Raw genomic sequence first — 13102 nt, 5'->3', positions numbered from 1 at the left:
GATAACTAAACAAATATTTATTATGAAAACAAAGTTACTAATACTTACAGCTTTGATAATGGGAACATTATCATCTTTTTCTCAATCTTATGACTGGTACAATTCAGGTGCAGCTACTTCTATCATTGATATTGCGAGTGGTGGAGAATTTGGAGTTGGATTTGTTTCAGGACAAACAAACCCTGTTAACACAGGTATCTATACAGAAACAACAGCATCAAAATTAACAAGATATGGTAGTGGAGGTGCAAACTCAGCACTTGCTAAAAATGGAAACACATTACGTTTTACAACTTTTGAAGAAGTGATCGATGCATCAAAAGTAGAGAATGGAAGTGTAGATCCTCTAATTGTAAAAATAAAAGTGTATGTCTCCGATTTTGCAAATGTTCCTAACACAAACGTAAAAATGCATTTAAGAAAAAACAATAATGCTAGCAACCAAGTAACTGTTCAAGCTACATTAACAGATAGTGCTGATTGGGTTGAATATACATTTGATTACTCTACCTCAACACATGTAGGAACACTTGAAGACGAATACAATACTTTAGTATTGACTTTTGAAGGTGCTAAACCTGAACAGGATTTTGAATACTTCTTAGATGATATTAAAGCTAATGTTAATATTTCAACTCCGGAAGTCACTTATTATACTTGGTACAATTCAGGAGCATCTACTTCTGTTATTGATCTTGCGAGTGGTGGAGAATTTGGAGTTGGCTTTGTTTCTGGGCAAAACAACCCTGCTAAAACAGGTATCTATACTGAAAATACAGCTTCAAAGTTAACAAGATATGGTAGCGGAGGTGCTAATGCCGCAGATGCTAAAAATGGTACTACACTTCGTTTTACAACATTTGGTGGATCAGTACTTGGCGCTAATGTAAAAAATGGAAGTTCAGATCCACTTATTATAAAGCTAAAAATGTATGTGGGTGATTTTGACAACGTTCCTGGAACACTAATAAGTGCTATTTTAAGAAAAAACAATTCTCAAACAAATCAAATTACTTCAACAGCTACATTAACAGATAGCGCTGACTGGGTAGAATATACATTTAATTTTTACAATTCGTCAGGTACAGTATTAGCTGATGAGGATGAATACAACACTTTAGTAATGACTTTTTCTGGAACTAAACCAGTAGCCGATTTTGATTATTACTTAGACGATATCGTTGCCAATATGAACATTGGAATATCTTTATCAGTAGATGACAATAATATTGAAAATCATGATTTAAAATTATTCCCAAATCCTGTTTCAAATACTCTTTATTTAAATAAAGAAACTGTTTCTGCTGAGATCTACAATTTCTTAGGAAAAAAATTAATGTCTTTTAAAGGATTGAGAAAACAATTTGATGTTTCAGTATTTCCAGAAGGAGTTTATATTCTAAAAACTAATTTTGAAAATGGTAGTTCTAAATACCTACGATTTATCAAAAAATAAGATACTTAAAAACAAAAACCGCCAATAATAATATTATTGGTGGTTTTTGTTTTTAAAGATTATTCATAACATACTACTTATCAAAAAACTTAACACAAGCATTCATTATTATACTAATATTGAAAACTTACTAGCTCGTTTATAACCTCAATATGAGTATAAATTGACAAATATAAGTCCCTCTCTATTTTTCCTATAAAATACTGACTTTATTATTTTCAAAAAAGACAGAAACACCTGTAAACAACTAACAATCAGGTATTTAAAAAACAATCTTATGAATGAAAAGAGTCCTTAAAACAGACAACTTATCAATTTATTTGTAGCATCTAACTATCTAAACAAACTAAATATGAATAAAATATTCGTAATACTCCTTATGTTATTATCAACTTCTATGATTGCTCAAAATAAGGAGATCACAGGAACAATAACTGATAAAGACGGAAATCCTTTACCCGGAGCCACAATTCAAATAAAAGATGTAGCTACTGCAACCATTGCCGATTTTGATGGTAATTTCACATTAAATGCAACTGTTGGACAAGTATTGCTCGCTAGCTATACAGGATACAAACAACAACTAATTGTTGTTGATAAAAAAAATAATTTTATCATACAACTAATAGAAGATATACAAAATTTAGACGAAGTAGTTTTGATCGGATATGGGTCTGTTAAAAAAAGTGATTTAACGGGAGCTGTTGCTTCTGTGAAAGCAAAAGAAATATCAGAATCAGGAGCTATTTCCGTTGATCAAGCATTAGCAGGTAGAGTTTCAGGGGTTGTGGTGAATCAGTCTTCAGGAATGTTGGGAGCTGGAGCAACTATAAAAATTAGAGGATTAAGTTCCATGCAAAATAGTGATCCATTATATATTATTGATGGTGTACCCATGGATAACGCATCTTCACCTAGTATAAACGATGGGGATGAGCAAAGTTCACAAATTAGTCCACTTTCCCTTATAAACCCAGCAGACATACTCTCACTAGAAGTATTAAAAGATGCATCTGCAACAGCTATTTATGGATCAAGAGGTTCTAATGGAGTTATACTAATAACTACCAAATCAGGAGAAATAGGAAAAGGTACCGTTCAAGTTACTACTGAATACGGAGTCTCTGTTATTCAAAAATACATAGATGTTATGGATGCCAACCAATTTGTATTGACACGAATGGAAGCTCAAAGAAATGGTACAGGTGTTTACACAGAAACAAGTACTAAAAGAGATTCTGCCATGTCTGGTTTATATGAAACGCAAAATTGGCAAAAAGAATTGATTAGTCCTGCACATTCTAAAAATGTAAATGTTTCTTTTAGTGGAGGAGACAAAAACATGAAATACTTAATCAGTACAAATGGACTAAATGCTAACGGTCTTGTTCAAAAAACTAATTTCAATCGTTTTACTTCACGTATAAATTTAAGTGCAAATATTTCTGAAAAATTCAAAGTTTCTACAAGTATAAACTATTCTTCTGTTAGTACAGAGAAACAAAGTACCAATACAAATTTTAATGAAAACAACGGTACAAATAGTGTCATTATGAGAGCGTTAACATTCGCACCCTCTACAACACTAGACGATATTTCAGATAATGAAAACTCAGGAATCAATACTCCTTCTCCTCTTACATTTATTGATGCTAATAGTTGGAATACTGAGATTACTCAATTTTTAGGAAGTGTTTCTTTAAATTATAAAATAAATAAAAATCTTAATTGGGATACAAGAGTTTCTCAACAAAAACGTTTTTCAGAACAAGGATTTTATCAGAACAGTTTACAAAAATACTATTCAACATTTAAAAATGGTTGGGCAAAAATAAAAAACTCAACATATACAAGTTTTAGTATTACAAACGCATTGAATTACAACTTAAGATTAAATAGAAAATTTCAAATCAATGGAGTTTTGGGACAGTCTTATGAAACAAGAGAACAAAAAAGTTTCGGTTCCTCTAATTATGGATTTGAAAATGACTTTTTAACTTACTTTGATCCGGGTTCAGCAGAGTTTTCTGAGAAAGACACAGCAACATATATAGAAACCGTAATGCTTTCATTTTTTGGAAGATTGAACCTAACATTTGACAACAAGTTTTTATTTACTTTCACAGGTAGGTTTGATGGTTCTTCAAAATTTGCAGCAAATAATAAATGGGGCTTCTTTCCTTCTGGTGCATTTGCATACAAAATCCATCAAGAACAATTTATACAAGACATAAATGCCATCTCAAATCTAAAATTAAGAATATCATATGGTATTACTGGAAATCAAGGTTTAGCAGCCTACTCTTCATTAGACAGAATGGCATCTAGTCAGCATACTTTTGGAACAGGAAGTGGAGAGAGTTTAGCAACTGTGTTTTTCAGAAGTCAATTGCCAAATGCCGATTTAAGATGGGAAAACACTGCACAATTTAATAGTGGTTTGGATGTTGGCTTATTTAAAAATAAAATAAATATTACCGCAGATTATTTCAGAAAAAAAACAACTGATTTTTTAGTTCCCAAAAACCCTGTGGCAAGTCAATCTGGTTTTACAAGCAATGTCATCAATTTTGGTTCCTTAGAAACCAATGGATTTGATTTGGGAATAAATTACCACGTAATTACCAAAAATGAATTTAGTTGGACTTTAAATGGAACCATGTCTGTTGGTAAAACAAAAATTACTGAAATGACAAGTGATTATGTTTCTAGTGGATATCTAAATGCGAACATAACAGGAGGTACACAAAGATTAATTGTTGGAGAAGCTCTAGGTACTTTTTATGGGTTAAAAAGAGCAGGTATTGCACAGTTTGATGATTTTGTAGAGTTTGATGGATTGTCTCATGATGAGAGAGTAAGTTTATACAATCAAAATAGAATAGCTACCTATACTTATAAAGAAGACTATAGTGGTGGAATTACTATGACAGGTTCAGAAAGACCAGGTGAACAATTGTATGAAAATTATGACAATGAAGACAATGTAATTGATGAAAATGACAAACAAATTTTAGGGAATGCACAACCTGATATCACATTTGGGATCAACAATACATTTAAAATAGGAGCTTTTGATTTAAGTGTGTTTATAGATTCTCAATTAGGACAAGAGGTTACAAATTTAGCAAACACAAGACTTTTCAGTTTCAATGGAAATCAACAATTAGCAGAGGTTGCCAATTCAGCATGGACTCCCGAAAACCAAAGTACTACACATCCTAGATTAGATACACAAAATAATGAAACTACTTATAGTGACAGATATGTTGAAGATGCATCGTTTATCAGACTAAAGAGTGTGAATTTTGGATATAATTTACCTAAGAGAGGGTTAGATTATTTAAATATCAGCTCTCTTAGGTTTTATATAATGGGAACAAATTTAATAATGTCTACAAAATATTCTGGTTTCAATCCTGATGTATCTCTTAGTGGATCTAACAGTTTATTATTAGGTCATGATAACGCAGGTTACCCTGCTTCAACAACTTATAGAATTGGTGTAAATATTAAAATTTAAAAAAAAATTATGAAAACTATATACATACTAGTAATCTTACCTTTTCTTTTGCTAATTTATTCATGTGAGGATTTATTAGAAGAAAACCCTAAGACAACAATCTCAGCTGAAAATTATTACAATAACGAAACCAATATTCGAAATTCAACAGATGCTATTTACAAAGTATTTAATGATGGTAGCTCTAATTCTATATATGGTAGAAACTGGCCAATTCTTGATGTTGGTACAGACGATGTAGTAGGTAGAACTGGACAAACAAATACCACAGATTGGGTACAACACACAATAGTACCAGATCATAAATTTTTTGCATCATGGAATCAATATCAAGGTTGGTGGAAAGGAGTTGCTAGAGCAAATGATGTACTCAAATATATAACTGAAATTGACTTTGATGATGAAAATTCAAAAAATGCAATTATTGGTGAAGCTAGAGCTTTAAGAGCTTTATCTTATTTACATTTAGTAAAAACTTGGGGAGATCTACCCATAATCACAAATTCTATCGAAACAGAATTAGACTTTGATTTACCTAGATCCCCTGTAGATGAAATATACGACCAAGTTATCATTCCTGATTTGGTATTTGCAGAAAACAATTGTGTAGATGACTTACATTATGGACGTGTTACAAAGTGGACCGCAAAAATAATCTTAGCTGATGTCTATTTAACAAGAGCTGGATGGAGAAGAACTTCAGCTGGAGAATTTGTTCAAGGAGATGCAAGTAATTGGGAATTAGCAAGAGATAAAGCCAAAGAAATTATAGACAATTCTCCACACTATTTAATAACAGATGAAATTAAAGATGGAGAACATACCACATTTGCCTGTGGAGTTCCATGGTACGAATCTAGCCCCTATTCTGCTGAAGCCATGTTTGAAATTGGATCAATTAACGAAGCTAATTTTGGTAATTGGCTAAGCGTAGGTTCTAACCCAAATAATGGTGGTTTACAGTTTTGGGGAGGTAATGGTGTTAATACACCATTATCTGATGAAGGAATTACAAAGACAATTAATGATATGAAATTTCCTGGAAACCCACCTGGAACAGGTTGGTACATCCCTACTCCAGATTTATGGGATTCTTATGAAGAAGGAGATCAAAGAAGAGATTTTAACTTAATGACCAGATACACTACTTCAGATGGTGAAAATTATCTCTGTCAGCCTACCTTTAGAAAATATGTAGATATCAATTACTATTTGGGCTTACCAAATACAAGTAATCAAAATACGACTAATAATACTATCATTTATCGTTATGCTGATGCTTTACTTATTTATGCAGAAGCAGCAAATGAAGCAGAAAACAACCCAAGCCTTTTAGCTTACAATGCGATTAATGAAATTAGAAGAAGAGCATTTGATGTTACAGATAATTCATATGATTTAACAGGTTTGAGTAAAGAAGACTTTAGAAAAGCCGTTTGGTTAGAAAGAAGGCATGAATTCGCTGCAGAATGCAAACGTAAATTTGATTTAATTAGAACAAATCGTTTGGTGAGCGAAACAACAGATATCAAAACTGAATTTACAACAGAAATGGGTTCCGCTAGAGATTATACAAACGTACAACCAGGATACGGAACAATACCATTTCCAGACCACGAGTGGTTATACCCTATTCCACAACTAGAAATGGAAAGAAACATAAAAAATGGTTGGGTACAGAACGAAGGTTACTAAAAGTATTTAGAATACCTAAATAATATATTTATATGAAGTATTATAACTTAAGTATTATTCTTATTCTCATTTTTCTGTTTTCAGAAGTCTATTCCTATGGTCAAAATGACACTGAAAAAGGAAAGCATGTGGGGCCTGAATGGATACAAAAAATGTTAATTAATGACGGCGTTTTGTCAGCTCCAAGCCACAGATTTACAAAAAAGTATGATCAATACAAACATTCCTCTAGTATTCGAGGAATGTTTTTTGAAGGTTTGCCCTATAAAGAAAAAGAAACCAAAGTGTTTTGCTGGTACGGTGTTCCTAAAACACTAAAACAAGGTGAAAAAGCACCTGCAGTAGTTTTGGTTCATGGAGGAGGAGGAACAGCTTTCCACCAATGGGTTCAAAAGTGGAATAACCGTGGTTATATTGCAATATCTATCGCTTTAGAAGGTCAAGTTCCTGGTGATATGATTTTGGATAAAAATGGACAAAATAAACATCCAAGTTTTGAGTTTTCAGGTCCCTCTAGAATTGGTTTTTTCAATGACGTCAATGATCATAATTTACAGGACCAATGGTTTTATCATGCGGTTGCAGATATTATGAAAGCAACCAGTCTTTTGACAAGTTTTCCTGAAGTAGATGCTGAAAAAATTGGAATTACAGGAATTTCTTGGGGAGGTATTTTAACAAACGTTGTAACGGGAATTGACAATCGCTACGCCTTTGCTATTCCAGTATATGGATGTGGTTATTTACATGAGACGCCTTTGTATAAAAAAATAATAGACCACCTAAAACCCTCGCAACAAATTTTTTATATGGAAAACTGGGAACCTTCATTGTATGTCCCGTTGCACAAACAACCTACTTTGTTTGTCAATGGAACCAACGACATGCATTTTACAATGAATAGTTTTACCAAAACATTTGCTGCATCTACTAATGAAAAGTATTTGCGTATTGAGTTGGAAATGAAACATGGACATAGTCAAGGATGGGATCCAAAAGAAATCTACAACTTTGCAGACTATGTACTTAAAGATGGTTTAAAGCCTGTAGAAATTTCATATGTGAGTATAAGTAAAAAGAAAAGTGTTTTATATCGGTATACAGGTGAAGTAAAAGAGGTCTATTTATATTACACAACTGATGTTGCTGATTGGGGAGATACCAATTACAAGTGGACGGAAATACCTGTTTCATTCAATGCGACCGAAAACACAATAAAAGCAACCTTACCTAACAACACTAAAGTATATTTTGTGAATACCATTAGTACAGAAGGGTTGATAAGTAGTTCTAAAATGCGATTTGTGTCAGAAAACTAATGTTTTCACATAAAATATATGCATGCGTACAAAAAATAGCGGTAATTCTTGTTTTGAAGAAGCTATTGATTGAAATAAATAAGGAGTTTTTCATCTCTTCGGACATTTTAGTAAGAGGTCTCCTCCCCTTTTCGATACAACAATTATATAAGGATTAAATACATTTACTGATGAATATAAAAAATATTACAAAAAAAAATTGGCTTTTAGGAGTATTTATTTTACTAACTATAACACTTAGTTCACAAGACAAAAAAAATACTCCCAAAGGAAAAGAAATGGACAAACTTTGGGGAGAAACAAATGTCTCAACAGATGCATTAAAAGACGGAAAAGGGAAGTTTTTTGACGAAAGTAATTTTGGGATGTTTATCCATTGGGGATTATTTTCAAATTTAGGAGGCGTTTGGAAAGATAAAACATACTACGGTATTGGCGAATGGATTATGAATCCGAGAATGGCAGGAATACCAATTCCTGAATACAAAAAAATTGCAAATGATTTTAATCCTATAAATTTTGATGCAAAAAAAATAGCAAAACTGGCCAAGGATGCCGGTATGAAATACATTGTGATCACAAGTAAGCATCATGAAGGATTTGCTATGTTTGACACCAAAGTAAGTGATTTTGATATTGTTGATGCAACTCCTTTTGGTAGAGATCTTATGCATGAACTTGCAGATGCTTGTCATGAACTTGGTTTAGGCTTTGGGTTTTATTATTCACACAATCAAGACTGGACAACACCTGGTGGTGGATATGGTCCCACAACTGACGAAAAGGGAAACAAAGTAAATTTTAAAGATTATTTCTATAGCAAATGCAAACCTCAGGTAGAAGAAATATGTACAAATTATGGACAAATTGATTTTGTTTGGTTTGATACACCTGGAGATATGCCTAAGGAATATGTAGTGGAGTTAGCAGAAACTGTTAGAACACTTCAACCAAAAGCAATGATGTGTAGTCGTGTAGGATATGGTATGGGAGATTATGCCAGTAAAGGAGATATGGATGTTCCTACACAAAACATAGAAGGCCTTTGGGAAACATGTGATACAAATAATGATTCATGGTCTTATGCTTGGTATGACAATAATTTTAAGAGTCCTAAAAAAATATTGGATCGACTTATACAAACTATTGGACGAGGTGGTTCTTATTTATTTAATGTGGGACCAAACGGAGAAGGAGTTATTCCAGAAATTGGTGTCACTTTTTTAGAACAAACTGGAGCGTGGATTAACAAATACCCTCAAGTAATTTATGGAGCTGGAGCTTCACCATGGGGACATAAATTGCCTTGGGGAGATGTTACTACCAAAGGAAACTCATTATATTTATCTGTTTTTGATTGGCCAACAGATGGTAAATTATATTTACCTGGATTAGAAGACAAGATTAAATCGATATCTATATTGGGTGATCGTAAAAGTAAGCGCATTGATTATCAAAAAACAAATGGTTGGCTTATTCTAGATATACCAACCACAGCCCCAGACAAACTCGTATCCGTTATTGAGGTAAAACTAAAAAAAGAATCTAGCAAAGTAAAAATAGAATCTCCACTTGGTATTTTCCCTAACACAGACAATGTTTTATTAAGTGAATCTGGGCAAGTTAAAAACGCTGAACAAGGCTCTGTACAATGGATGGAAAAGTTTGGGGAATGGAAACATGTAAAACAAGTAAATAATTGGGAAGAGAATGGCTCTATCTCTTGGGAAGTAAATGTTCAAAAACCAGGGTATTATTATTTAGAACTCTGCTACAGAGGCGAAGATAGACTTGTTTGGAAAACAGAAACGGACGAAGGTATTTCTGTTCAGAATCAACAAGCAGCAACTGAAAAATACATATTCTACAATATGGGAATTCTAGAATTTAAAACCGCAGGAAAACATGTTATATCTACATCCTTAATCGAAGGAAATGGAAAAACATCTAGCTTAAAATCCTTAGTTCTAAAACCTATCAATAATTAAATCTTAAAACTAAAACCTTTAAGAATGTCTTTCTATAAATTACATCACATGAATTCAAAATATAAAAAACTCATTATCAGAAACATTAGCTGTATTCTAATAAGTTTTACTAGTATTTCTATCTCATCTCAAAACACAGCTTTACCAACAGATTTCAAAGATCTTGTATTGTGGCTAGATGCAGAAGATGTGGATGGTGACAACATAACTGAAGGCCTTTCTGAAGATGGGCTATCAGAATCTAAGGTAACTATTTGGAAAGACAAATCAGGCGAAAATAATGATGTTACAGGTACAGCTCTACCAACACTATTAGAAAATCAATTAAACAACAAACCAACAGTTGATTTTTCTGGTTACAAATATTTAGCAACCTCCAATCAGGGTCAAATTACAGCAAACGGTTCTTATACCAAATTAGCTGTATTTACATACAATACTGCAACAGGTTCAAACCATATTATTTCTTCTGAAAATTTAGGAACTGTTTTTTGGGGAGCTACAACCAACAAAGTTAATGCATGGCACATTGGAGGTGGTTCAAACAATCCAGGTTATATGACTTCCGATGCTGCAAATGACTTTACTACATCTTATCATATTGCCGTAATTCGTTATGATAACATCGCTAATGACAGTCAATTAAGTATTATCAATATTGATGGAACGCAACAAGCAGATACTGATAACACTGTTCAAACGCATCAAGCAAAAGCGATTACAATAGGAGGGCATAATGGAGGGGCTTCTTTAGATGGAAACATTGCTGAAGTACTGGTATTTAACCGTGGACTATCAGATACGGAAATTGACTGCATGGAAGCGTATTTAAGTTCTAAATGGGGAATTGCAGTTTCTAGTGTTGCCAATTCTTGTATTGAAGAGAGTACTATCAGTTTAACAAAAACTGCATATCCACAATACAAAATTTTTCAAAGAGACCATTCTGATCAATATGATTTTACACTATCGGGATCTTATACGGGTGATATAACCACCGTAGAAGCTTCTTTTAATGGATCTGATTACACTGTTATTGATGCAGATCCAAACGATGGAACTTGGTCGGGTACTTTGTCTAATCAAGGAATAGGACAAGGTCGTATTTCAGTTAGGTTTTCAAATAATACAGCTATTGAAGATGGTGTAGACGATATTGGAATAGGTGATATTTATGTTGTTGCAGGTCAATCAAACGCTGAAGGTTATGCGCTTGCAAAACAATATTATACCTCGGTAGCACCTACTGCAACAGTTTTTCCAACTGTTTATACACAAGGTGATGTTTGGAATATAGGAAACGACAGTACAGATCCTCATGGAGATTTAGGTTCGGCTTGGCCCATTTTAGGAGGATATATTGCAGAGAACACAGGAATTCCTGTATGTTTTATTACAACAGCATCTGGAGGGACTTCATTGGTAAGTACTGAAACAGTAACAGGAAATTGGCAAAGAGGAGAAAGTGTTTATAATATTATGACAAATCAGGTCACAGAAGCCAACCCCAATAATATAAAAGCTGTGCTTTGGTTTCAAGGAGAAAAAGATTCAAGTAATGGTATTTCTAGAGCCGACTACAATGCAGGCTTAGACCAACTACTAATAGATATTCATACGGATCTTCCTGGATCACCTGATTTAATCCCTGGAGTTATTGGTCCATGGATTCCTGCTGAAGTAAATTCTACACAAATTCGATTAGGAATCATTGATGCATGGAATGATAACGAAAATATTTTACATGGTCCACAAATGTATGATATCAAAATTAGCAATGATGGTATAGGAGACAATCTACATTTCAAAAGTGATGATGAAATACAAACATTAGGATTTAGATGGTGGAAAGCACTAGAAGAACATTATTATTCAGGAACAACAGGTAGAGGACCTATTGTTTATAATGCAGAATTGCTTTCGAATGAAACGGAAATAGTACTTACGTTTATAACAAGTTCATCATTACTACCAGCTTCTGATTTGGCTACAGATATTTGGTTTGTTTACGACAATGGAACTGAAATACCCGTAAATTCTGCAGTTGTAAGCGCAACAGACAAGGTTACTTTAACTTTAGCACAGGCTCCTACTTCCAGTATACTTACCGTAACGTATGCGAAAGACAATACAGCAGAAGGAAAAGCTGTATTAACAGACAGTACCACAGGAAATACTGCAGAAGGAGTTAGTCATTTACCTGCAGATGTTTTTAGTGATTTCTCAGTAGTTACCCCTTCTATTTCATTGGCTTCAATTATAGCTTATGCAGATGACAACATAAATAATGAACCCACTGTAAATGATTATAGTTATATTGGAGTAACTGGAGTTGATGAAAATAATGTAGCACTTGTAAATTCAAAAATTGAGGCTTTAGACGGAACTCAAGTCAATACCGTTTTCAAAATTCAAGAAGTAGTAGATTCAGCTTCTTTAAAAATTGATAACGTAGATCTAACAAAAGTTAAACTATATCCTAATCCTTCCTCAGAAATGGTAAGTATCAATTTAGAAATAAAAAATATTGTGTTGTATAATGCGACTGGTCAAAAAGTATTCACAACAAATGCGAATACTTTTGATATTAGTCAGCTTTCAAATGGAACTTATTTTATAGAAATCACTACTATTGACGGAGCGAAAACAACAAAGTCTTTCATAAAAAAATAGACTAATGTTTTGTCATTATTTTTACAATACTTTTCAGCATGTATAAACCTGATTGTAGTTTCAATAGATCAATATCTTATATATAATTTAAAAGATTACCCCGAACTTATTGAGAGCTAAAATATTTATTTATCTATGGAAACTATTGGATTTCAAAAAATGTATTTCCTCTTGTGTGTTATGAAACTTTGTTCTTTTTCATATCAGTTGTGAATTGATTGTAATTCTTAAAAATAATTCTGCTAAATTATTTTTTGCACGATGCGCATTGATCCAGACAAGAATAGATAATGTGTTAGATGTTTTCATAGTGTCGTCTTTTGTGGTTAAACATTGGGACGAAAGTCAAATCAACTATTTAGGATCAAGAACAAAAGTTGGGTCTAAATTGAAAATTAACTTTCTTTGTGTTTTAAATTACCTAGATGAAAAAAGACATTGAGTTATC

At 33.0% G+C, this 13102-nt stretch carries 6 protein-coding genes; all 6 read left to right on the top strand.

All coding sequences use genetic code 11. The features are described 5' to 3' along the window. Positions 1 to 22: 22 nt before the first annotated feature. The 6 genes from Q4548_RS10095 (at position 23) to Q4548_RS10070 (ending at position 12654) form a co-directional block, all read left to right on the top strand. Positions 23 to 1456, top strand: coding sequence for a T9SS type A sorting domain-containing protein (locus Q4548_RS10095; RefSeq protein WP_303454462.1), 1434 nt, complete (start codon positions 23 to 25; stop codon positions 1454 to 1456). A gap of 352 nt (positions 1457 to 1808) precedes the next feature. Further along, positions 1809 to 4979, top strand: a complete 3171-nt coding sequence (locus tag Q4548_RS10090) for a TonB-dependent receptor (RefSeq protein ID WP_303454460.1) — start codon at positions 1809 to 1811, stop codon at positions 4977 to 4979. Between the two features lie 9 nt (positions 4980 to 4988). Next, positions 4989 to 6674 (top strand): RagB/SusD family nutrient uptake outer membrane protein, encoded by a 1686-nt coding sequence (locus tag Q4548_RS10085; protein ID WP_303454458.1) that lies wholly within the window; start codon positions 4989 to 4991, stop codon positions 6672 to 6674. A gap of 32 nt (positions 6675 to 6706) precedes the next feature. Further along, positions 6707 to 7993, top strand: coding sequence for a S9 family peptidase (locus Q4548_RS10080; protein WP_303454456.1), 1287 nt, complete (start codon positions 6707 to 6709; stop codon positions 7991 to 7993). Positions 7994 to 8163: 170 nt separating this feature from the next. Next, complete coding sequence (locus Q4548_RS10075) at positions 8164 to 9981, top strand: alpha-L-fucosidase (protein ID WP_303454453.1); 1818 nt, start codon at positions 8164 to 8166, stop codon at positions 9979 to 9981. Positions 9982 to 10029: 48 nt separating this feature from the next. Then, entirely contained in the window at positions 10030 to 12654 is a 2625-nt protein-coding gene (locus Q4548_RS10070; RefSeq protein WP_303454451.1) for a sialate O-acetylesterase, read from the top strand. Positions 12655 to 13102: the final 448 nt, after the last annotated feature.

The sequence above is a fragment of the Wenyingzhuangia sp. 2_MG-2023 genome (assembly GCF_030548295.1).
In the GTDB taxonomy this organism is placed as follows: domain Bacteria; phylum Bacteroidota; class Bacteroidia; order Flavobacteriales; family Flavobacteriaceae; genus Wenyingzhuangia.
Note: the sequence above shows the minus strand (reverse complement) of the source record. Positions and strands in the feature narration are given on the sequence as shown.

Excerpts from the sequence above, each read along its gene's own strand:
- Q4548_RS10095 (WP_303454462.1), top strand. The coding sequence starts at position 23 with ATGAAAACAAAGTTACTAATACTTACAGCTTTGATAATGGGAACATTA.
- Q4548_RS10080 (WP_303454456.1), top strand. The coding sequence starts at position 6,707 with ATGAAGTATTATAACTTAAGTATTATTCTTATTCTCATTTTTCTGTTT.
- Q4548_RS10075 (WP_303454453.1), top strand. The coding sequence starts at position 8,164 with ATGAATATAAAAAATATTACAAAAAAAAATTGGCTTTTAGGAGTATTT.
- Q4548_RS10070 (WP_303454451.1), top strand. The coding sequence starts at position 10,030 with ATGAATTCAAAATATAAAAAACTCATTATCAGAAACATTAGCTGTATT.
- Q4548_RS10085 (WP_303454458.1), top strand. The coding sequence starts at position 4,989 with ATGAAAACTATATACATACTAGTAATCTTACCTTTTCTTTTGCTAATT.
- Q4548_RS10090 (WP_303454460.1), top strand. The coding sequence starts at position 1,809 with ATGAATAAAATATTCGTAATACTCCTTATGTTATTATCAACTTCTATG.